Source organism: Pseudomonas sp. 2, assembly GCF_056627435.1.
Genome location: NZ_JBWXNG010000021.1, coordinates 58,054 through 78,404 on the forward strand (window position 1 = coordinate 58,054; position 20,351 = coordinate 78,404).

The 20,351-nt window shown below is 61.8% G+C and carries 20 protein-coding genes; 13 read left to right on the forward strand and 7 right to left on the reverse strand.

The genetic code is table 11. The annotated features are described in order from the left end of the window. Positions 1 to 41 precede the first annotated feature (41 nt). Entirely contained in the window at positions 42 to 1,100 is a 1,059-nt protein-coding gene (locus AC1MEK_RS26555) for a PA0069 family radical SAM protein (protein ID WP_480399223.1), read from the forward strand. Between the two features lie 11 nt (positions 1,101 to 1,111). On the opposite strand, the gene AC1MEK_RS26560 is transcribed toward AC1MEK_RS26555, so the two are convergent. Then, positions 1,112 to 1,402, reverse strand: a complete 291-nt coding sequence (locus AC1MEK_RS26560) for a hypothetical protein (protein WP_480399224.1) — start codon at positions 1,400 to 1,402, stop codon at positions 1,112 to 1,114. 303 nt (positions 1,403 to 1,705) lie between these two features. On the opposite strand from AC1MEK_RS26560, the gene AC1MEK_RS26565 reads away from it, so the two are divergent. Both AC1MEK_RS26565 and AC1MEK_RS26570 read left to right on the forward strand, forming a co-directional pair. Beyond that, positions 1,706 to 2,434, forward strand: coding sequence for a carbonic anhydrase (locus tag AC1MEK_RS26565; RefSeq protein WP_480399225.1), 729 nt, complete (start codon positions 1,706 to 1,708; stop codon positions 2,432 to 2,434). Between the two features lie 139 nt (positions 2,435 to 2,573). Further along, on the forward strand, positions 2,574 to 4,103 hold the full coding sequence (locus AC1MEK_RS26570; protein ID WP_480399226.1) for a SulP family inorganic anion transporter: 1,530 nt from the start codon (positions 2,574 to 2,576) through the stop codon (positions 4,101 to 4,103). A 144-nt stretch (positions 4,104 to 4,247) separates the two neighbouring features. On the opposite strand, the gene AC1MEK_RS26575 is transcribed toward AC1MEK_RS26570, so the two are convergent. Further along, positions 4,248 to 4,898: a hypothetical protein gene (locus AC1MEK_RS26575; protein ID WP_480399227.1), complete on the reverse strand. Its 651-nt coding sequence runs from the start codon at positions 4,896 to 4,898 to the stop codon at positions 4,248 to 4,250. A 368-nt stretch (positions 4,899 to 5,266) separates the two neighbouring features. On the opposite strand from AC1MEK_RS26575, the gene coxB reads away from it, so the two are divergent. The 4 genes from coxB to AC1MEK_RS26595 all read left to right on the forward strand — a co-directional run bounded on the left by coxB (position 5,267) and on the right by AC1MEK_RS26595 (position 9,657). Further along, positions 5,267 to 6,394 carry a cytochrome c oxidase subunit II gene (gene coxB, locus AC1MEK_RS26580; protein ID WP_480399228.1) on the forward strand — a complete coding sequence of 376 codons (1,128 nt, stop codon included), beginning with the start codon at positions 5,267 to 5,269 and terminating at the stop codon, positions 6,392 to 6,394. Positions 6,395 to 6,581: 187 nt separating this feature from the next. Continuing rightward, positions 6,582 to 8,180 carry a cytochrome c oxidase subunit I gene (gene ctaD, locus AC1MEK_RS26585; protein WP_480399229.1) on the forward strand — a complete coding sequence of 533 codons (1,599 nt, stop codon included), beginning with the start codon at positions 6,582 to 6,584 and terminating at the stop codon, positions 8,178 to 8,180. 1 nt (position 8,181) lies between these two features. Beyond that, a complete protein-coding gene (locus AC1MEK_RS26590; protein WP_480399230.1) occupies positions 8,182 to 8,745 on the forward strand; it encodes a cytochrome c oxidase assembly protein in 564 nt (187 codons plus the stop codon). Positions 8,746 to 8,772: 27 nt separating this feature from the next. After that, a complete protein-coding gene (locus AC1MEK_RS26595; RefSeq protein WP_480399231.1) occupies positions 8,773 to 9,657 on the forward strand; it encodes a cytochrome c oxidase subunit 3 in 885 nt (294 codons plus the stop codon). 122 nt (positions 9,658 to 9,779) lie between these two features. On the opposite strand, the gene AC1MEK_RS26600 is transcribed toward AC1MEK_RS26595, so the two are convergent. Further along, positions 9,780 to 9,983 carry a twin transmembrane helix small protein gene (locus AC1MEK_RS26600; protein WP_480399232.1) on the reverse strand — a complete coding sequence of 68 codons (204 nt, stop codon included), beginning with the start codon at positions 9,981 to 9,983 and terminating at the stop codon, positions 9,780 to 9,782. A gap of 71 nt (positions 9,984 to 10,054) precedes the next feature. Between AC1MEK_RS26600 and AC1MEK_RS26605 the strand changes: the two genes are divergently transcribed. The 5 genes from AC1MEK_RS26605 (at position 10,055) to AC1MEK_RS26625 (ending at position 14,177) form a co-directional block, all read left to right on the forward strand. Then, on the forward strand, positions 10,055 to 10,831 hold the full coding sequence (locus AC1MEK_RS26605; protein WP_480399233.1) for an SURF1 family protein: 777 nt from the start codon (positions 10,055 to 10,057) through the stop codon (positions 10,829 to 10,831). Continuing rightward, positions 10,797 to 11,390, forward strand: coding sequence for a hypothetical protein (locus AC1MEK_RS26610; RefSeq protein ID WP_480399234.1), 594 nt, complete (start codon positions 10,797 to 10,799; stop codon positions 11,388 to 11,390). The genes AC1MEK_RS26605 and AC1MEK_RS26610 overlap by 35 nt, the downstream gene beginning before the upstream one ends. Before the next feature lie 10 nt (positions 11,391 to 11,400). Beyond that, positions 11,401 to 12,456 (forward strand): COX15/CtaA family protein, encoded by a 1,056-nt coding sequence (locus AC1MEK_RS26615; protein WP_480399235.1) that lies wholly within the window; start codon positions 11,401 to 11,403, stop codon positions 12,454 to 12,456. 195 nt (positions 12,457 to 12,651) lie between these two features. Next, positions 12,652 to 13,548 carry a heme o synthase gene (gene cyoE, locus AC1MEK_RS26620; RefSeq protein ID WP_480399236.1) on the forward strand — a complete coding sequence of 299 codons (897 nt, stop codon included), beginning with the start codon at positions 12,652 to 12,654 and terminating at the stop codon, positions 13,546 to 13,548. Continuing rightward, the gene (locus AC1MEK_RS26625) at positions 13,545 to 14,177 is read left to right on the forward strand and encodes an SCO family protein (protein WP_480399237.1); all 633 of its coding nucleotides are present in this window, start codon (positions 13,545 to 13,547) and stop codon (positions 14,175 to 14,177) included. The genes cyoE and AC1MEK_RS26625 overlap by 4 nt, the downstream gene beginning before the upstream one ends. Positions 14,178 to 14,358: 181 nt before the next feature. On the opposite strand, the gene AC1MEK_RS26630 is transcribed toward AC1MEK_RS26625, so the two are convergent. The 3 genes from AC1MEK_RS26630 to AC1MEK_RS26640 form a co-directional block, all read right to left on the reverse strand. Then, entirely contained in the window at positions 14,359 to 15,132 is a 774-nt protein-coding gene (locus AC1MEK_RS26630) for a MetQ/NlpA family ABC transporter substrate-binding protein (RefSeq protein WP_480399238.1), read from the reverse strand. A 77-nt stretch (positions 15,133 to 15,209) separates the two neighbouring features. After that, positions 15,210 to 15,884 (reverse strand): methionine ABC transporter permease, encoded by a 675-nt coding sequence (locus AC1MEK_RS26635; RefSeq protein ID WP_480399239.1) that lies wholly within the window; start codon positions 15,882 to 15,884, stop codon positions 15,210 to 15,212. Then, the gene (locus AC1MEK_RS26640; RefSeq protein WP_480399240.1) at positions 15,884 to 16,891 is read right to left on the reverse strand and encodes a methionine ABC transporter ATP-binding protein; all 1,008 of its coding nucleotides are present in this window, start codon (positions 16,889 to 16,891) and stop codon (positions 15,884 to 15,886) included. Before AC1MEK_RS26640 ends, AC1MEK_RS26635 begins: the two co-directional genes overlap by 1 nt. 388 nt (positions 16,892 to 17,279) lie before the next feature. Between AC1MEK_RS26640 and katE the strand changes: the two genes are divergently transcribed. Continuing rightward, positions 17,280 to 19,460, forward strand: a complete 2,181-nt coding sequence (katE, locus tag AC1MEK_RS26645) for a catalase HPII (RefSeq protein ID WP_480399282.1) — start codon at positions 17,280 to 17,282, stop codon at positions 19,458 to 19,460. Between the two features lie 113 nt (positions 19,461 to 19,573). On the opposite strand, the gene AC1MEK_RS26650 is transcribed toward katE, so the two are convergent. Next, positions 19,574 to 20,287 (reverse strand): PA5502 family lipoprotein, encoded by a 714-nt coding sequence (locus AC1MEK_RS26650; protein ID WP_480399241.1) that lies wholly within the window; start codon positions 20,285 to 20,287, stop codon positions 19,574 to 19,576. Between the last annotated feature and the right edge of the window lie 64 nt (positions 20,288 to 20,351).

Sequence of the window (20,351 nt, forward strand, 5' to 3'; positions counted from 1 at the left end):
GACGGATACTGTATGTAAATACAGTACTCGGAAACCTGTTCATGTCTGCCTCCATCCCTCAACGCGGCCGCGGCACCGCGACCAACCCGCACAACCGCTTCGCGCCCAACCGGTCGGTGGCCGAGGACGACGGCTGGTATCAGGAAGTGCCGTTGACCCAAGGCACCACGGTGACGCTGGAAACCGCCAAGAGCATCATCGCGCGCAATTCATCGCCGGACATTCCCTTCGACCGCTCGATCAACCCTTACCGGGGCTGCGAGCACGGTTGCATCTACTGCTACGCCCGGCCCAGCCACGCCTATTGGGACATGTCGCCGGGGCTGGATTTCGAGACGAAGCTGATCGCCAAGACCAACGCCGCTGCCCTGCTCGAACAGCAACTGTCCAAACCCGGCTACAGCGTGGCGCCGATCACGCTGGGGGCCAATACCGATCCGTATCAGCCCATCGAGCGTGAACACAAACTCACCCGCGCCACCCTGGAGGTGCTGTTGCGCTACCGCCATCCGGTGACAATCATCACCAAGGGTTCGCTGATCCTGCGCGATCTCGACTTGCTGGCAGAACTTGCGAAGCAGCGGCTGGTCTCGGTGTTCATCAGCCTGACTTCGCTGGATGATGAACTCAAACGTATCCTCGAACCGCGCGCCGCTGCGCCGAAGGCCCGGCTGCGGGCGATCAGGGTGTTGCGCGATGCAGGCGTGCCGGTGGGTGTGCTGCTGGCGCCGATCATTCCCATGATCAACGACATGGAACTTGAGAGAATGATGAGCGAGGCCAAGGCTGCTGGCGCACTGAGCGCGAGCTACGTGATGCTGCGCCTGCCGCTGGAAGTGGCGCCGCTGTTCGAGGAGTGGCTGCAGGCGCATTACCCGCAACGGGCCGAGCATGTGATGAGCCTGGTGCGTCAAAGCCGTGGCGGGCAGGTGTACGACAGCCGCTTCGGTTCGCGCATGCGCGGCGAAGGCGTGTTCGCCGAGCTGCTTGCGCAACGCTACAGTATTGCGATGCGCAAACTGGGACTGAACCGACGCGACAGTTTCAAGCTCGATTGTGAAGCGTTCTGCCCGCCGGGTGGGCAGATGTCGCTGTTGTGAGGCTCATTGCTCTAATGGCTAAAGGATCGTGGATCGATCTTTGCGAAGGCGTTTGCCAGATCCACCAATATCTTGGTGTCACCGTCATTGTGGCCGCCGCTGCCATCCAGATCAGACTTGTCTGATACGGTGTCGTACAAGCCGTTGCCTCCAGATGAGTAGATCACTGCTGCGGACTTCAACTCAGGCTCCGGAACTGCATCTGCAGCGACTTGCTCCTGATAGTAGAATTCAACAAAGACCTCAGGATTCTGGTCCTCGTCCACATCTCCTTTGGAAATACGAATCTCGAAATAAGACATTTTTTCACCTCGTCCTTGGTATGTGCCGCTCAAGATGTGACTCAACGCTAGTCTCATTAGGTCGTAGCGTCTATTGTCACAAATGACAGGTGGCTATCCATACAGACGTTAAGATTTTCTTAAGCCAAACCCTCGGGCTAGAGCGATGCATTCAGTTTCAATTAAGTTTTGGCCGGTAGGGTGTTTCACAAGTGACCGGCGGGTCGCGTACAAATGGAATTGTCCGTCATGCCTGAAAAAAGTGGGTCGCCCACGGGAATCACCGGAAAATCCACTTCAATCCGTTTTTAGTGAGGATGAGACATGAGCAACAGGGATAACACACCCAAGGCCGCGCCAGCTGCCGCAGGCCAGTCCGAATCCGCCGATGTGGCGCTGCAGCACATCGTCGACGGCTTCAAGCATTTCCGTCATGACGTCTTCCCGCAGCAGGAAGAACTGTTCAAGAAGCTCGCCACCGCCCAGCATCCACGGGCCATGTTCATCACCTGCGCCGACTCGCGCATCGTTCCCGAACTCATCACCCAAAGCTCCCCGGGCGACCTGTTCGTCACCCGAAACGTCGGCAACGTGGTTCCGCCTTACGGCCCCATGAACGGCGGCGTGTCGACCGCCATCGAATACGCGGTCATGGCGCTGGGCGTGCAACACATCATCATCTGCGGCCATTCGGACTGCGGCGCGATGCGCGCGGTGCTCAATCCCGACAGCCTGGAAAAGATGCCGACGGTCAAAGCCTGGCTGCGTCACGCCGAGGTGGCGCGTACCGTGGTCGAGCACAACTGCAGCTGCACCAACGAGCATGAAACCATGCCCGTGCTGACCGAAGAGAACGTCATCGCCCAGCTTCAGCATCTGCGTACCCACCCGTCGGTGGCGTCGAAGCTGGCCAGCGGTGAGCTGTTCATCCATGGCTGGGTCTACAACATCGAGACCAGCGAAATCCGCGCCTACGATTCCAAGCAGGGCGCCTTCCTGCCGCTCGATGGCGACCACGCCATCCCGACAGCGACGCCGCGCTCGCGTTACTGATCGCCCGCCATTGGCAGGCTCGCGTTGAGTGAGCCTGCCAGGGCCTCGACGGTTCCACCCCTCATTCAAGCTCTTGGCGGCTGTGCATTGCACAGGCTGCGGGGCGTTGTCACGTCTGAAGATTATGCGGAGAGTCGTCATGGCTACTACGGATCTGAAAGCTTTACTGCCACGCGAGCTCCTGGCTTCCGTGGTGGTTTTTCTGGTGGCCCTGCCGCTGTGCATGGGTATCGCGATCGCCTCGGGCATGCCGCCGGCCAAGGGCCTGGTCACCGGCATCATTGGCGGCATCGTGGTCGGCTGGCTGGCCGGCTCGCCCTTGCAGGTCAGCGGCCCCGCGGCCGGGCTGGCCGTATTGGTCTTCGAACTGGTGCGCGAGCATGGCATGGCGATGCTCGGGCCGATCCTGCTGCTGGCCGGTGCGCTGCAATTGCTGGCCGGGCGACTCAAGCTCGGCTGCTGGTTCCGGGTCACGGCGCCTGCGGTTGTCTACGGCATGCTGGCGGGGATCGGCGTGTTGATCGTGTTGTCCCAGGCCCATGTGATGTTCGACAGCGGCCCCAAACCGTCGGGGCTGGATAACCTGATCGCCTTTCCCGAAACGCTGTTCGGCGCCATCGGCCCGGGCAGCGGCATGCAGGCTGGCCTGCTCGGGCTGGGTACGATTGCGGTGATGTGGCTGTGGGAAAAACGCCGTCCTCAGGCGCTGCGCTTCGTGCCGGGCGCGTTGCTGGGTGTGGGGATCGCGACTGTGATCAGCCTGGCGATGAGCCTGGACGTCAATCGCGTCGAGGTGCCTGCCAACCTCAGCGAAGCCATCGACTGGCTGCGCCCCGCCGATCTGCTGAACCTGGCCAACCCTGCCATCCTGATCGCCGCCATCGCCGTAGCGTTCATCGCCAGCGCCGAGACCCTGCTGTCTGCCGCTGCGGTGGATCGCATGCATAGCGGCGTGCGTTCGGATTTCGACAAGGAACTCAGCGCCCAGGGCGTCGGCAACATGCTCTGCGGCCTGGTCGGTGCCCTGCCGATGACCGGGGTGATCGTGCGCAGCTCGGCCAACGTGCAGGCGGGCGCCAAGACGCGCCTGTCGACGATCTTCCATGGCCTGTGGCTGCTGGCGTTCGTGCTGTTGTTGTCCAGCGTGCTGCAGAGCATTCCGGTGGCGAGCCTGGCCGGGGTGCTGGTCTACACCGGCGTGAAGCTGGTGGATTTCAAGGCGCTGCGCGGGCTGGGGCGTTATGGGCGGATGCCGATCTTCATCTACGCCGCGACGGCGGGCACCATCGTCTTCACTGACTTGCTGACCGGCGTGCTGATCGGCTTTGGCCTGACGCTGGTGCAGCTGGCGCTGAACGCGTCGCGCTTGAAGATCAATCTGCTGGATCTGGAGGCCGAGGGCGAGATGGAGTTGCGTCTGACCGGCGCTGCGACCTTTCTCAAAGTGCCTGCGCTGACTCAGGCATTGAACACGGTACCGGCGGGCACCACGCTGCATGTGCCGCTGAGTAACCTGAGTTACATCGACCACGCCTGCCTTGAGCTGCTGGAAGACTGGGGCCGCGCCAATGCGGCGCAGGGCTCGCGGCTGGTGCTGGAGCAGCGCCTGCTCAAGCGCCGGGTCGAGGGGCGGATGCGTACCTCGATTGGCGGGGCGGCGATGCATTGATGATTGATTGAAGCCCTGTAGGAGCGAATTCATTCGCGAACATCGAATGAGCGAAACAGATGTATCGCCCGATTGATCCATTCGCGAATGAATTCGCTCCTACAGGTTACGCGTTTCAATGTTCGAGCGAAGAACGCCGCTCAATCAATCCCGCGCGCATTCCATTTCGAGCCCCACGCCCAGCTGGCGCGACAGGCTCGGCCAGCGCTTCCAAGCGGCTTCCGTATCGGGGCTGGCGAGTTTGTCGCGGTAGGCCTCGACCGATTCCAGCGAGAAGCTCTCCTCGTCCAGCATCTGATCGATGGCGTGGTGCACCACTTCATCGAGCCGGTTGGCGAATGCTTCGCCGATCAACTGGTGGGCAATCACGCTGGCCACGGTGGTGTTCACCGGGATCAGCGGCTGGCGCAGGTGGGTGATGTACAGATCGTTCACTTCTTCCACCAGACGGTGGGCCAGATAGGCCTCGTCCAGCAGGCCGTCCAGGCCCTCGTGGCCTTCCATGATCGCCGGCGGGGCGATGAAGAACTGCTCGGCGATTTTCAGCACCGGCTTGATCTGGCTTTCGATACCGGCCTGACGCGCCACTTCATTGGCGGCGTCCAGCAGGTCGGGGACTTGTTCAATGTAGGCGATGACAAAGCGCGTCAACACACCTCTGGCATCGACATCGGGCAGATGGATGGCAGGGTGCAGGTGGGGAAGTTGTAACTCGAGCTGGCGAAGCAGGTCGCCGGTCTTTGTTTCGTGTTCCTGTGCTTGGGTGATCTGCTCGCGCAATGCGGCGGTGTTCATGAATGCTCCATGGGGCGAAAAACCTGACTGTCATTATAGGGAAGTCATACGTTAGCTTGCTTGGCAACGTGGCTAAGACGTAATTGTCATAACAATTTCATGGTTATGTGGATCGGCTATTAAAAGGCCACTTTCTCCCCGTTTTTGCCGATTTTTCTCAGTAAATGCGCGTGCGTATAGCTCGAATTTGCAGATTCTCCACTGCGTGCGCGTGATGGCGGCGTGTCTATACTCGGGTCTGTGAGTAGTAGCTGATGATGTCTGAACTGGAAGTGCAGGCCAGGCCCCGGTCCCCTTTGCGACTTAATTGACCGCTCCCTCGCCCGCAAGTGACTGCTGGCTATAAGAAGAACAAGAGGGGAAGCGCAATGATGCGACATCCACACGTCTGGATGGGCCTCCTGTTGTGGTCGATATTCAGTCCGGTGCACGCCGCCTGGACCACGAATATGGCGCCGGGAGCGACTGAGGTCAGTCACAAAGTCTTCGACCTGCACATGACCATCTTCTGGATCTGTGTGGTGATCGGGATCATCGTCTTTGGCGCGATGTTCTGGTCGATGATCGTGCACAGACGGTCGACCGGGCAGGTGGCCGCCAAATTTCACGAAAGCACCACGGTGGAGATTCTCTGGACCGTCGTGCCGCTGGTGATTCTGGTGGTCATGGCGATCCCTGCCACCCGTACCCTCATCCAAATGTACGACAGCACGGAATCGGGGCTGGACATCCAGGTCACCGGTTACCAGTGGAAGTGGAACTACAAGTACCTGGGCCAGGACGTCGAGTTCTTCAGCAACCTGGCCACGCCTCAGGACCAGATCCACAACAAGGAAGCCAAGGGCGAGCACTACCTGCTCGAAGTGGATCAGCCGCTGGTGGTGCCGGTGGGCGTGAAGATCCGCTTTCTGGTGACATCCGCCGACGTGATCCATTCCTGGTGGGTGCCGGCGTTTGCCGTCAAGCGCGACGCCATCCCCGGTTTCGTCAACGAGGCCTGGACCCGCATCGAGAAGCCCGGCATCTACCGCGGCCAGTGCGCCGAGCTGTGTGGCAAGGACCACGGCTTCATGCCGATCGTGGTCGAGGCCAAGACCCAGGCCGACTACGACACCTGGCTGGCCGGGCGCAAACAGGAAGCGGCCAAGCTCAAGGAGCTGACCAGCAAGGACTGGACGCTCGAAGAGCTGGTGGCCCAGGGCGACAAGGTCTACCACACCACCTGCGCGGCCTGTCACCAGGCCGAAGGCCAGGGCCTGCCGCCGATGTTCCCTGCCCTCAAAGGCTCGAAAACCGTCATGGGGCCGAAGGAAGAACACCTGGCAACCGTGTTCAACGGGCGGCCGGGCACGGCGATGGCGGCGTTCGGCAAGCAATTGTCGGAAGTCGATATCGCCGCCGTCGTCACCTACGAGCGCAACGCCTGGGGCAACAACAAGGGCGACATGGTCACGCCAAAAGACGTGCTGGCGCTCAAGCAGGCGGCTGCCAAATGAACAGATTCCAGGCGGCGGGCAGGACCGGTTCGTCAGCTCAGCATCCACGGTTTCCTGTGGGAGTGAGCTTGCTCACGAAAGCTTTCTTTCGAACCTCACCTTCTCGACGGATGTACCGGCCCCTTCGTGAGCAAGCTCACTCCCACAGAATGATTTTCTCTCGTCAGGGTTTCGCAGGAGACAGGACATGAGTGCAGTGATCGACGACCATGGCCACGAAGGCCATGCCCATGGTCCGGCCAAGGGCCTGATGCGCTGGGTGCTGACCACCAACCACAAGGACATCGGCACGCTGTACCTGTGGTTCAGCTTCAGCATGTTCCTGCTCGGCGGCTCGTTCGCCATGGTCATTCGCGCCGAGCTGTTCCAGCCTGGCCTGCAGATCGTGGAACCGGCGTTCTTCAACCAGATGACCACCATGCACGGGCTGGTGATGGTGTTTGGCGCGGTGATGCCGGCGTTCGTCGGCCTGGCCAACTGGATGATCCCGCTGATGATCGGCGCGCCCGACATGGCCCTGCCGAGGATGAATAACTTCAGTTTCTGGCTGCTGCCCGCTGCCTTCCTGCTGCTGGTATCGACCCTGTTCACACCCGGTGGCGGGCCGAATTTCGGCTGGACCTTCTACGCGCCACTCTCCACGACCTACGCGCCGGAAAGCGTCACCTACTTCATCTTCGCCATTCACCTGATGGGCATCAGCTCGATCATGGGCGCGATCAACGTCGTCGCCACCATCCTCAACCTGCGCGCCCCCGGCATGACCCTGATGAAAATGCCGCTGTTCGTCTGGACCTGGCTGATCACTGCCTTCCTGCTGATTGCGGTGATGCCGGTGCTGGCCGGGTGCGTGACCATGATGCTGATGGACATTCATTTCCATACCAGCTTCTTCAGTGCCGCCGGCGGTGGTGATCCGGTGCTGTTCCAGCATGTGTTCTGGTTCTTCGGCCACCCCGAGGTGTACATCATGATCCTGCCCGCGTTCGGCGCGGTCAGCTCGATCATTCCGGCGTTTTCGCGCAAGCCGCTGTTCGGCTACACCTCGATGGTCTACGCCACGGCGAGCATCGCCTTCCTGTCGTTCATCGTCTGGGCCCACCACATGTTCGTGGTCGGCATTCCGTTGGTGGGCGAGTTGTTCTTCATGTACGCGACCATGCTGATCGCCGTGCCCACCGGCGTGAAAGTGTTCAACTGGGTCAGCACTATGTGGCAGGGCGAGCTGACCTTCGAGACGCCGATGCTGTTCGCCGTGGCGTTCGTGATCCTGTTCACCATCGGCGGTTTCTCCGGGCTGATGCTGGCGATCGCGCCGGCCGACTTCCAGTACCAGGACACCTATTTCGTGGTCGCGCATTTCCACTACGTGCTGGTGCCGGGGGCGATCTTCGGCATCTTCGCCTCGGCCTACTACTGGCTGCCGAAATGGACCGGCCACATGTACGACGAAACCCTGGGCAAGCTGCATTTCTGGCTGTCCTTCATCGGCATGAACATGGCGTTCTTCCCGATGCACTTCGTGGGGCTGGCCGGCATGCCGCGTCGGGTGCCGGACTACAACCTGCAGTTCGCCGACTTCAACATGGTCTCGTCCATCGGTGCATTCACCTTCGGCGCCACGCAGATCTTCTTCCTGTTCATCGTGATCAAGACCATTCGCGGCGGCCCGCCTGCACCGGCCAAGCCGTGGGATGGTGCCGAGGGCCTGGAGTGGACCGTGCCCTCGCCTGCGCCGTATCACACCTTCGTCACGCCGCCGGACGTCAGCGACAAGGGCCATTGAGATGACGGACACCGAGCGCCCGACCAAACGACTGGTTACCCGCCTGCTGGTGCTGGTGGTGGCGATGTTCGCCTTCGGTTTTGCGCTGGTGCCGCTGTACGACGTGATGTGCAAGGCGCTGGGCATCAACGGCAAGACCGGCGATCAGTACACCCAGACCCAGCAGGTTGATGACAGCCGTCAGGTACGCGTGCAGTTCCTGGCCACCAACAATGCCGACATGACCTGGGGCTTCTATCCCGAGGCCCAGGAAATCGTCGTGCACCCGGGTGCGGTGAACGAAATGCTGTTTGTGGCGCAGAACCCGACCGACAAGGCGATGACCGCCCAGGCCATCCCGAGCATCTCGCCGGGTGACGCGGCGGTGTATTTCCACAAGACCGAATGCTTCTGCTTCACCCAGCAAATGCTGCAACCGGGCGAGCGCATCGAGATGCCGGTGCGCTTCATCGTCGACCGCGACCTGCCCAAGGACGTGAAACACCTGACGCTCGCTTACACGCTGTTCGACATCACCGCTCGCATGCCGCCGGTCGTTCGCCCCGTGGCGGCCAATGGCGGCTAGGGCCTGTGGGCCCAAGGAGATTCACAGATGGCAACCCATGAGCATTATTACGTTCCGGCCCAGAGCAAATGGCCGATCATCGCCACGCTCGGCATGTTCGTCACCATGTACGGCCTGGGCACCTGGCTGATCGACCTCAAGGCGGGCCGCGAAACACACGGCGCGTGGATCTTCTGCGTCGGCGCGCTGATGGTGGCTTACATGATGTTCGGCTGGTTCGGCACGGTCATCAAGGAAGGCCGCGCGGGCCTGTACAGCGCGCAGATGGACCGCTCGTTCCGCTGGGGCATGAGCTGGTTCATCTTCTCGGAAGTGATGTTCTTCGTGGCGTTTTTCGGCGCGCTGTTCTACGTGCGGCACATCACCCTGCCCGCGCTGGGCGGCGAAGGCAGCAAGGCGATCGCACACATGCTCTGGCCCAACTTCGAGAACGTCTGGCCGCTGCTGCACACGCCGGACCCGAAACTCTTTCCGCCGCCCAAGGAAGTCATCGATCCGTGGCACCTGCCGTTGATCAACACCATCCTGCTGGTCAGCTCCAGCGTCACCGTGACCATCGCCCACCACGCGCTGAAAAAGGGCCACCGCGGTGCGCTGAAGCTGTGGCTGGCTGCGACCATCCTGCTCGGCATCGGCTTTTTGATCCTTCAGGCAATCGAATACCACGAGGCCTACACCGAGCTGGGGCTGACCCTGGGTTCTGGCATCTACGGCGCGACGTTCTTCATGCTTACGGGCTTTCACGGCGCTCACGTGACCATCGGCACGATCATCTTGTTCGTGATGCTGATGCGCATCCTGCGCGGGCATTTCAATGCCGAGCACCAGTTCGGCTTCGAGGCGGCCAGTTGGTATTGGCACTTTGTGGATGTGGTGTGGGTGGGGTTGTTTGTTTTTGTGTACGTCCTGTAACCACGCCACGGATTCTTTGTAGGAGTGAGCTTGCTCACGAAAGCATACGTTCTGTCGATGGATGGGGTGACTGACCCAGCGCATTCGTGAGCAAGCTCACTCCCACAGGGGGAGCGGCGTGTTTACCAAGGCGTGTGATAGACCAGCTGCCCACTGAAATAGCCATAGGCAATCAGCGCCAGAGTGATGGCGGCGCAGGTCACGCGCAGGGTCAGGGCTTTTAGCAGGCGAGTCGATGACGCGTCGTCCTTGACCAGAAAGAACAGGCCGCTGAACAGGCTGACGATGGTGGCGATGAGCATCACGACAATGGCCACTTTGAGCATCGAATCACTCCGGGAGCGAAGGGTATGCAAGGGAGTATAGGTGTGGCGCGCAAGCGGGCGAGGAAGGCGTGATGCGACGCTTTCGGCCTGGGATTGCGCCCACGCTGGTGGTCCTGCTGATCCTGCCGGTGCTGATTTCGCTGGGTTTCTGGCAGCTGGGCCGTGGCGAAGAGAAGCGCGCCCTGCTCGACACCTACGCGGAGCGCTGGGCTGCGCCGCCGATGTCGGCCGAGCTGCTGCCCAGCACCGCCGACCCGGCTTACCGCCGAGTGCAATTGCGCGGCAGCTTCGATGCCGAACACAGCCTGCTGCTGGACAACAGCACCCGCGAGGGCAAGGCCGGGGTCGAGCTGGTTCAGCCGTTTCATGACCAGGCCAGCGGCCTGTGGCTGTTGATCAATCGTGGCTGGCTGCCTTGGCCGGATCGGCGTACGCCGCCGGTTTTCGACACGCCGACTCAAGCCATGAATCTGGACGCGTGGGTTTATGTGTCGCCGGGCGCCACATTCCAGCTGCACCCCGATGCGCAAAACGCCAGCTGGCCGAAGCTGGTCACCGCCATCGATCCGGCCAAGGTCTGGCCGCAAATGAATCGCGAAGGCTTCGCCCATGAGCTGCGGCTGGAGCCCGGCCCCGCAGCCTATCGCGCCGATTGGCCGGTGGTCGCCATGGGCCCGGAGAAACATCTGGGGTACGCCGTGCAGTGGTTTGCGATGGCGACGGCGTTGGTCGGCTTGTACCTGTTTCTGGGGTTCAGCCCGCCCCGTGCCGCCAACAACAATAAGAAGAACAATAAAAACAAGGAGAACGCCCATGGGAACAGCGATGAGTCCAGCCAGCACGTCTGATCAACGTGCACCCAAGAACCGGCGGCGCGGGCGCCTGCAGTTGATTCTGGTGCTCTTGGTGGCGATCGGGCCGATGATCCTGGCCACCAGCATGTACAAGTTCAAGTTCTGGGTGCCGGATGGCCGCAGCTTTCATGGCGACCTGATCGCCACCGGCGAAACCCGCACCGAGCTGGGCGTGCAGTCCGACGAGAGCCGTTGGCAATTGCTGGTGACCGCGCCTGATCAATGCGAAGCCGATTGTCAGCAACTGGTGTATCTGGCGCGGCAGATCCAGATCGGCCTAGGGCGCGATGCCACCCGTGCCAGCCACGCGCTGACCACCACTCAGCCGCTGGATCCGGCCTATGACGCAAAGCTCACCCGCGAATACCCGCAATTGCAGCGCTACCCGCTGGACCTCAAGCGCTATCAGCGCACCGCGCCCGGGGTCGATCTGCCGCAGCTGTGGATCGTCGACCCGCACGGCAATCTCGTGCTGCGCTATGGCGCCGAGGTCAACGGTAAGGATCTGCTCAACGACCTGCGCCAACTGCTGAAACTGTCGAACATCGGCTAAGGGGGTCACCATGACCAGGCCCGGATTTCGTCTCGCTCTCTTTGCAACCCTGCTGGCGCTGGTGGTCGTGCTGCTGGGCGCCTACACCCGGTTGACCCACGCGGGCCTGGGCTGTCCGGACTGGCCCGGCTGCTACAGCTTCATCAGCGTGCCCAAGACCGAAGCGCAGCTGGCCCACGCCGAGCTGCACTTCCCGGACTCGCCTGTCGAGGAGCACAAGGGTCGCAACGAGATGGTCCACCGCTATTTCGCCGGCACGCTGGCGTTGGTCATCATGATGCTCGGTGTGCAGGCCTGGCATCGCCGACACATCGCCGGCCAGCCGGTCGGGCTGCCTCTGGCGCTGGTGGGCGTGGTGTTCGGGCAGGCCGCGTTTGGCATGTGGACGGTCACGCTCAAACTCTGGCCGCAGGTGGTCACAGCGCATCTGTTGGGCGGGATCACCACGCTGAGCCTGTTGTTTCTGCTGAGCCTGCGATTGAGCGGCGCCTTTGCCCCGATGCCGCAGATCGCCCCGCGTTTGCGGCGCTTGGCGGCCTTCGGGCTGGTGCTGGTGGCGCTGCAGATCGCGCTGGGCGGTTGGGTCAGCTCCAATTACGCAGCCATGGCCTGCACCGATCTGCCCACCTGTCAGGGCCAGTGGTGGCCGGACGCCGATTTCGCCAATGGCTTTCACCTGACCCAACACATCGGCCCCAACTACCTGGGCGGTAAGCTCGACAGCACGGCGCGCACGGCCATTCACCTGACCCACCGCATCGGCGCCTTGTTGGTGACGGTCTCGTTGCTGGCGCTGGCCTGGCAGCTGCATCGCGCAGGGCTCAGGGGCCTGGCCGGGTTGTTGGTGCTGGCGTTGGTCGTGCAGATTTCATTGGGGTTGAGCAACGTGCTGTTTCATCTGCCGCTGGGCGTGGCCGTGGCCCACAACGCCGGCGGCGCGGCGTTGATGCTGACCATGACCTTGATCAACTACCGCGTGAGGCCCGTGTACGTCGTCGCCAGACGCCACGCGCCGAGCTTCTGGCAACACGCCCATGTGCTGCTCCATCTGGGGCCGCATCGGTGACGTGCTTTTGATTCTGCCCGGAGGGCGTAGGAGCGTAGCTTGCTCGCGATCTGCCGGGAACCGGCAGTAAAATCAGACGCCTCGGCCATCGAGACGCACCGCATGTTCAGGTTTTACTGCTGCTGCGCAGCAGATCGCGAGCAAGCTACGCTCCTACGCCCTCCGGGCAGAGGCAGATTGCAAAGGGAGGGAATCATGACCACCACCACCCGTCACCACCGCCAGGCGCTGTGGCGGGACTATCTGGAACTGACCAAACCCAGGGTTCTGGTCCTGATGCTGATCACCTCGCTGGTGGGCATGTTTCTCGCCACCCGCGCCGGTGTGCCGTGGGCGGTGCTGCTGTTCGGCAACCTGGGCATCATGCTGTGCGCGGCAGGCGCGGCGGTGGTCAATCATGTGGTGGACCGGCGCATCGACGCCGTGATGGCCCGCACCCACAAGCGGCCAGTGGCCGAAGGCCGGGTTTCGCCGGTGGCCGCCCTCACCTTCGCCGCGCTCCTGGCGATGGCCGGGCAGGCGCTGCTGCTGACCTTCACCAACGCCCTCGCCGCCTGGCTGACGCTCGCCTCGTTGCTCGGCTATGCGGTGATCTACACCGGCTTTCTCAAGCGCGCGACGCCGCAGAACATCGTCATCGGCGGCCTGGCCGGTGCCGCGCCGCCGATGCTCGGCTGGGTCGCGGTCACCGGGCACCTGGGCGCCGAGCCGCTGCTGTTGACCCTGATCATCTTTGCCTGGACCCCGCCACATTTCTGGGCGCTGGCTATTCATCGCAAGGAGGAGTACGCCCGGGCCGACATTCCGATGCTGCCGGTGACCCACGGCGAGCGCTACACCAAGCTGCACATCGTGCTCTACACCTGCGTGATGCTGGCGGTGAGCCTGATGCCGTACGTGATCAAGATGAGCGGGCTGCTGTACCTGGTCTGCGCCAGCGCGCTGGGGATTCGCTTTCTGCATTGGGCTCTGGTGTTGTACCGTGGCAGCCAGCCGCACGCCGCGATCAACACCTTCAAGTACTCGATCTGGTACTTGCTGTGGCTGTTCATCGCGCTGCTCGTAGATCACTACTTACTGTTGAATTTATGACCCGAACCCAAAAGACCGTCTTCATTCTCGTGGCCATCGTTGCGTTGGTGCTGGGCCTGACCGTCAACCGCGTGCTGTCCGGCAAAGGCCAGGGCGACCAGGTGGCACTGATCGATGCCGGTGTGATCCTGCTGCCGCAACCGCGCAGCGTGCCGGACCTGAAATTCACCGATCAGGACGGCCAGCCGGTGGCGCTGGACAGCCTGAAGGACAAGTGGACGCTGCTGTTCTTCGGCTACACCTTCTGCCCGGACATCTGCCCGACCACCCTCGCCCAGCTGCGTCAGATCAAGAGCGAAATGCCCAAGGAGGCGGTGGATAAATTGCGTGTCGTGCTGGTCAGCGTCGACCCGAACCGCGACACGCCCGCGCAGCTGAAGACCTACCTGGGCTATTTCGACAAGCAGTTCGTGGGCCTGACGGCGCCGGTGGACAGCATTCAGAAACTGGCCAACGCCATGAGCATTCCGTTCATTCCGGCCGATACCAGCAAGCCGAATTACACGGTGGACCACAGCGGCAACCTGGCGCTGCTGGGGCCGGACGGCACGCAGCGGGGATTCATTCGTGCGCCGTTGAACAACCAGAAACTGGTGGCGCAGTTGCCGGGGTTGGTTGAGCGCAGATAAGAAGATTGGAGGTTCGCCAACCTACATGCGCGAACATCGCAATTCCTGTAGGAGCGAATTCATTCGCGAAAAATGGATCAGGCGACAGAGATGTGTCGCCTGATCCATCGCATCGCGAATGAATTCGCTCCTACAGAGGAACAGCGTGCAGCCGCATACCGAGCGGCTGCACGCAGATTGATCAGAACGCCGGAACCACAGCGCCCTTGTACTTGGTCTCGATGAACTGCTTGGTCTCAGGGCTGTGCAGCGCGGCGACCAGTTTCTGGATGGCTGGCGCGTCCTTGTTGTCTTCGCGGGTCACCAGGATGTTGGCGTATGGCGATTCTTGGCCTTCGATGATCAGCGCATCCTTGGTCGGATCGAGTTTGGCGGTCAGCGCGTAGTTGGTGTTGATCAGCGCCAGATCGACTTGAGTCAGCACGCGCGGCAGGGTGGCCGCTTCCAGCTCGCGGAATTTCAGGTTTTTCGGGTTCTGCTGCACATCGCTCGGCTTGGCGGTGATGCTGCTCGGATCCTTCAGGGTGATCAGGCCAGCCTTGACCAGCAGCAGGAACGCGCGGCCTTCGTTGGTCGCATCGTTAGGCAGCGCAACGGTGGCGCCATCCGGCAGGTCGGCCAGGTTCTTGATCTTGTCCGAGTAGGCGCCGAACGGTTCGACGTGAACCTTGGCCACGCTCACCAGGTGAGTGCCCTTGCCCTTGTTGAACTCATCCAGGTATGGCTGGTGCTGGAAGAAGTTGGCGTCCATGCGCTTCTGGTCGACCTGGATGTTCGGCTGCACGTAGTCGTTGAAGACCTTCACGTTCAGCGTCACGCCTTCTTTGGCCAGCGCAGGTTTGACGAACTCCAGAATCTCCGCGTGCGGCACGGCGGTGGCCGCGACGGTCAGGGTTTCATCGGCGTGGGCCGACAGTGCAGCCACTGCAGCGAATACAGCCAACAGCTTTTTCATATCTCTCTGCTCCTTGAAATGCGCGCCCTGTGGCACGCATCAGCCAGCCCGGTTTGATGAGGGCCGGCGAATTCGATTTAGCGGTGTGAAAAGTGCGCGACCAGCTTGTCGCCCACGGTTTGCAGGATCTGCACCAGCACCAGCAGCAATACGACCGTCACGAACATCACATCGTTCTGGAAGCGCTGGTAACCGTAGCGGATCGCCAGGTCGCCCAGGCCGCCCGCGCCCACGGCACCGGCCATGGCGGTGAACGACACCAGGGCAATGGCCGTGACGGTGATCGCCGCCAGAATGCCCGGCCGCGCCTCAGGCAACAGCGCCTTGACGATGATCTGCCGGGTGGTGGCGCCCATCGCCTGAATGGCCTCGATGATGCCGCGATCCACTTCACGCAGGGCGGTTTCCACCAGCCGCGCGAAGAACGGCGTGGCGCCGGCGATCAGCGGTGGCAGGGTGCCGAGGATGCCCAGCGAGGTGCCGGTGATGAGTTCGGTCAACGGCATCATCACGATCAGCAGGATGATGAACGGCAAGGCCCGCAGCATGTTCACGATCAGCCCGACCGTGGCGTAGACCGGCTTGTTCTCAAGCAGTTGGCGCGGCGAGGTGAGGAACATCAGCACGCCCAGCGGCAGGCCCAGTAGCACGGTGAACGCCAGCGAAACGCCGAGCATGATCAGGGTGTCGCCGGTGGCGACCCAGATTTCGTACCAGTCGACGTTGGAAAACAGAGTGAGCAGGGTGTCCATCAGCGCAGGATCTCCATGTGAACGTCAGCCGCGGTGAAGCGGGCGAACGCGGCTTCCATGTCGCCGCCGGTGATGGCCAGCGTCAGTTGCCCGTAGGGAGTGTCCTTGATGCGGTCGATCCGGCCGGCCAGGATGCTGTAGTCCACGCCGGTTTCCCGGGCGACGGTGCCCAGCAGCGGCGCGTAGGTCGCTTCGCCCTGGAACGTCAGACGCACGATGCGGCCCTGAACGTGAGCGAAGTCCGAGTTCTGTTCGTTCTCGTCGATCTGCTCGTCTTCCTGGACGAAACGGCGGGTGGTCGCATGCTTGGGATGCAGGAACACATCGGCCACCGCGCCCTGCTCGACGATCACGCCGGCGTCCATCACCGCCACCTGATCACAGACGCGACGGATCACGTCCATCTCGTGGGTGATCAGGACAATGGTCAGTTTCAGCTCGCGGTTGATCTCGGCCAGCAGTTGCAGCACCGAAGCGGTGGTCTGCGGGTCCAGCGCGCTGGTGGCCTCGTCGCACAGCAGAATCTTCGGCTTGGTGGCCAGGGCGCGGGCAATGCCGACGCGCTGCTTCTGGCCGCCCGACAGCTGCGCCGGATACTTTTTCGCGTGGTCAGACAGCCCGACCCGCGCCAGCAGTTCGGTCACGCGCTGATCGATCTGCGCCCGGGACATGTCCCCGGCCAGGGTCAGCGGCATGGCGACGTTGTCTGCCACAGTCTTGGACGACAGCAGGTTGAAGTGCTGGAAGATCATCCCGACCTGCTGGCGGAAGGCGCGCAGGCCATCGGCGTCGAGGGCGGTGACATCCACGCCGTCGACCACGATCTTGCCGCCGCTCGGGGCTTCCAGACGGTTGATCAGACGCAGCATGGTGCTCTTGCCGGCGCCGGAGTGGCCGATCAGGCCGAACACCTGGCCGTCTTCGACCCGCAGGCTGGTGGGGTGCAGCGCGGGAATTTCCCTGTCGGCAACCCGATAGGTTTTATGGACGTTATGAAACTCGATCACTTAGCGAACCTTGTGGGGGCGCGATAGAAGTTCAGCGTGAGAAAAGTCTCGAACGCTGCTGGGGCGATTGACGAAATTCAACCGTTCATCGCCTCGGCTGGATAAACCGGGCGCGCATTTTAGCCTGTCGGGCCGGGGTTGGGCCCAGCATTCTTAGTATTTATTTGGCAGATGACCTGCCGAACGGTCATAAAAAACGGCGCCGACGGCCCAAGGCAACGTTAGACCAAAGGTTGGAAAAAACACGGAACGGCCATTTTTCTCCTCAGTCACTAAGTAAGCGCCGCGATTTCTCCCTGTGATTTGTCAGGGAAATCTCTGCTTACCGAGCTCGAACCGACTTTTCCTGCATGCCTTTTTGCCAGCAGAAGGTCTGGAAGAGAGCCGCCTGAACCTGAGGAGTTTGTGTCTGATGGCTACCAAGAAAACCACACCCGCTGGCAAGTCCCCGAAAAGCGAACTGGCGGGCACCGATACCCTGGATCGCGGTAACACCAATGAGAAGCTGCAAAGCCTGGAGCCGTTTCGCTCCGACGCTACTGGCCAGGCGCTGCGCACCAACCACGGGGTGAAAATCGCCGATAACCAGAACTCGCTGAAAGCGGGTAATCGTGGCCCTTCGCTGCTCGAAGACTTCATCATGCGCGAGAAGATCACGCATTTTGACCATGAGCGGATTCCGGAGCGTATCGTCCACGCCCGGGGCACGGCGGCCCATGGTTATTTTCAGAGCTACGAGAACCATTCCTCGCTGACCAAGGCTGAATTCCTGCGCGATCCGGGGAAAAAGACGCCGGTGTTCGTGCGTTTTTCCACGGTTCAGGGGCCGCGCGGCTCCGGCGATACCGTGCGCGACGTGCGCGGTTTTGCGGTGAAGTTCTACACCGGCGAAGGCAATTACGATCTGGTCGGCAACAACATGCCGATCTTTTTCATCCAGGACGCGATCAAGTTTCCTGACTTCGTCCACGCCGTAAAACCCGAGCCGCATAACGAGATTCCTACAGGCGGCTCGGCCCACGATACTTTCTGGGACTTTGTCTCGCTGGTGCCGGAATCCGCGCACATGGTGCTGTGGGCCATGTCCGACCGGGCCATTCCGAAAAATCTGCGCAGCATGCAGGGCTTTGGCATTCACACCTTCCGCATGATCAACGCCGAGGGCCAGGCCTCGTTCGTGAAATTCCACTGGAAGCCCAAGTACGGCACCTGTTCGCTGCTGTGGGATGAAGCGCAGAAGCTCGCGGGCAAAGACACCGACTACCATCGCCGGGATCTGTGGGAGTCCATTGAATCGGGCGATTACCCGGAATGGGAACTGGGCGTGCAGATCGTGGCAGAGGAGGACGAACACAAATTCGACTTCGACCTGCTGGACCCGACCAAGATCATCCCCGAGGAGATGGTGCCGGTGACTCCGCTGGGCAAGATGGTGCTCAACCGCAACCCCGACAACTACTTCGCCGAAACCGAGCAGGTGGCGTTCTGTCCTGGGCATATCGTGCCGGGCATCGACTTCTCCAACGACCCGCTGCTGCAAGGCCGGCTGTTTTCCTACACCGATACGCAAATCAGCCGACTGGGCGGGCCGAATTTTCACGAGATCCCGATCAACCGCCCGGTCGCGCCCAACCACAGCGGCCAGCGCGACGCCCAGCATCGCATGACCATCGACAAGGGCCGCGCGTCCTACGAGCCCAACTCCATCGATGGCGGCTGGCCGAAGGAAACCCCGGCTGGCCCGCAGGACGGCGGCTTCGAGAGTTATCAGGAGCGTATCGAGGCGCACAAGGTGCGTGAGCGCAGCCCTTCGTTCGGCGATCACTTCTCGCAGGCCACGCTGTTCTTCAACAGCATGAGCGAGCATGAGCAGGAACACATCATCGCCGCCTACAGCTTCGAGCTGGGCAAGGTCGAGCGCGAGCACATCCGCGCGCGGCAGGTGAACGAGATCCTGGCCAACATCGACATGACCCTGGCCAAGCGCGTGGCGGAAAATCTGGGTTTGCCAGCGCCCAAGGGCCCAACCGTGAAAGCGCAGAAGACCGGCAAGCCAACGGTCGACAAATCGCCGCTGCTCAGCCAGGCCAACCTGCTGGTGCCCGATATCGCTTCACGCAAAGTAGCGATTCTGGTGGCCGATGGGGTCGACGACAAAGCCGTGGCTGCGATGAAGGCAGCGCTGGAAGCCGAGGCCGCTCACGCCAAGGTGCTGGGGCCGACCTCGGCGCCGGTCAAGACGGCGGGCGGGAAAACCCTGGCGGTGGATGCGTCGATGGAGGGCATGCCGTCGGTCATCTTCGATGCGGTGTTCATCCCGGGCGGCGCGTCGATCAAGGTCCTGAGCGGCGACGGCGTGGCGCTGCATTACGTGCTTGAAGCCTATAAGCATTTGAAGGCGATTGCTTATGCCGGGGATGCCAAGGGTTTGATCGATTCGTTGCACCTGGAGGCGGACGCGGGGCTGCTGGCGGTGTCGGACAGCACGTCGTTCAAGGGGTTTTTTGCTTCGATCCAGCAGCATCGTGTCTGGGCGCGAGAGCCCAAGGCAAAAGCGATTCCGGCTTGAGACAGGATTCAGACCTGTGGGAGCCGGCTTGCTGGCGAAAGCGGTGTGTCATTCAACGCTGTGTTGGCTGACATGTCGCATTCGCCAGCAAGCCGGCTCCCACAAAAAGCAATCTACAGCTTTGCGGGCTTGAGAATGATCTGCGCAGGCTCGGTCTTCTCGATCTCGCGCTGGATCTGCAACTCGAAATCCGGGTTGATCTTGCTCACGCGCTTGGTCAGCAAGGTGGCCAGCCAGGGGTAGTCGTCGGTACGCGGAACCTGCACTATCACTTCGCAGTTGAAAGCCGTGACATCGGCAGCAATGTCGTTGAGTTGGCGACGCATTTGTCGCGAATCGTCGATCTTCAGTTTGATCGTGGTGCTTTCCACGGTCGGGTCGATGATTTTCGCGTTGCGTTTCGCTTCGGCGGCGCGCAGCTCGGCTTCGGCCTTGTCCAGCTCGGCCTTGCGCGCGTGGGCGATGGCGCCGTTGACGCCACTGGTCAGCGCCGGTGCCTTGGGCATCAGCGCGCGGGCGCGGCTCAGAGCGGTGGCAGCTGCGTTCACATCACCCTTCTGCAGCACGATCTGGCTGCGGCTCAGGTACGCCTCGGCCAGTTCGCGCTGAAGCTGTTCCAGGCGCGGGTCGTCCGGATCCTTGGCTTGCAGCGCGGCCAGCTGATCTTCAGCGGTGGCCAGTTCGCTGCTGGCGATGTTCTGTTCCAGCTGCTGGTACGCATCGGGCGCCGCTACGGCGGCAGGCTCCTCGACGGGCTTGCTCTGGCAGGCGGTCAACACGATGGAAAATGCAGCAAGCAGCAGATAACGGGATGGGAACGGCTTCATTCCTGCGATTCTCTATTTGCGCAAAAAACGAGCAAGTCTACACAAAAGTGCCTTGCACCGAAAA

Excerpts from the sequence above, each read along its gene's own strand:
- AC1MEK_RS26630 (WP_480399238.1), bottom strand. The coding sequence starts at position 15,132 with ATGAAAAAGCTGTTGGCTGTATTCGCTGCAGTGGCTGCACTGTCGGCC.
- AC1MEK_RS26595 (WP_480399231.1), top strand. The coding sequence starts at position 8,773 with ATGGCAACCCATGAGCATTATTACGTTCCGGCCCAGAGCAAATGGCCG.
- AC1MEK_RS26650 (WP_480399241.1), bottom strand. The coding sequence starts at position 20,287 with ATGAAGCCGTTCCCATCCCGTTATCTGCTGCTTGCTGCATTTTCCATC.
- AC1MEK_RS26570 (WP_480399226.1), top strand. The coding sequence starts at position 2,574 with ATGGCTACTACGGATCTGAAAGCTTTACTGCCACGCGAGCTCCTGGCT.
- AC1MEK_RS26565 (WP_480399225.1), top strand. The coding sequence starts at position 1,706 with ATGAGCAACAGGGATAACACACCCAAGGCCGCGCCAGCTGCCGCAGGC.
- AC1MEK_RS26575 (WP_480399227.1), bottom strand. The coding sequence starts at position 4,898 with ATGAACACCGCCGCATTGCGCGAGCAGATCACCCAAGCACAGGAACAC.
- AC1MEK_RS26610 (WP_480399234.1), top strand. The coding sequence starts at position 10,797 with ATGGGAACAGCGATGAGTCCAGCCAGCACGTCTGATCAACGTGCACCC.
- cyoE (WP_480399236.1), top strand. The coding sequence starts at position 12,652 with ATGACCACCACCACCCGTCACCACCGCCAGGCGCTGTGGCGGGACTAT.
- AC1MEK_RS26555 (WP_480399223.1), top strand. The coding sequence starts at position 42 with ATGTCTGCCTCCATCCCTCAACGCGGCCGCGGCACCGCGACCAACCCG.
- AC1MEK_RS26625 (WP_480399237.1), top strand. The coding sequence starts at position 13,545 with ATGACCCGAACCCAAAAGACCGTCTTCATTCTCGTGGCCATCGTTGCG.
- AC1MEK_RS26560 (WP_480399224.1), bottom strand. The coding sequence starts at position 1,402 with ATGTCTTATTTCGAGATTCGTATTTCCAAAGGAGATGTGGACGAGGAC.
- AC1MEK_RS26635 (WP_480399239.1), bottom strand. The coding sequence starts at position 15,884 with ATGGACACCCTGCTCACTCTGTTTTCCAACGTCGACTGGTACGAAATC.
- AC1MEK_RS26615 (WP_480399235.1), top strand. The coding sequence starts at position 11,401 with ATGACCAGGCCCGGATTTCGTCTCGCTCTCTTTGCAACCCTGCTGGCG.
- AC1MEK_RS26605 (WP_480399233.1), top strand. The coding sequence starts at position 10,055 with ATGCGACGCTTTCGGCCTGGGATTGCGCCCACGCTGGTGGTCCTGCTG.
- AC1MEK_RS26600 (WP_480399232.1), bottom strand. The coding sequence starts at position 9,983 with ATGCTCAAAGTGGCCATTGTCGTGATGCTCATCGCCACCATCGTCAGC.
- AC1MEK_RS26590 (WP_480399230.1), top strand. The coding sequence starts at position 8,182 with ATGACGGACACCGAGCGCCCGACCAAACGACTGGTTACCCGCCTGCTG.
- coxB (WP_480399228.1), top strand. The coding sequence starts at position 5,267 with ATGATGCGACATCCACACGTCTGGATGGGCCTCCTGTTGTGGTCGATA.
- ctaD (WP_480399229.1), top strand. The coding sequence starts at position 6,582 with ATGAGTGCAGTGATCGACGACCATGGCCACGAAGGCCATGCCCATGGT.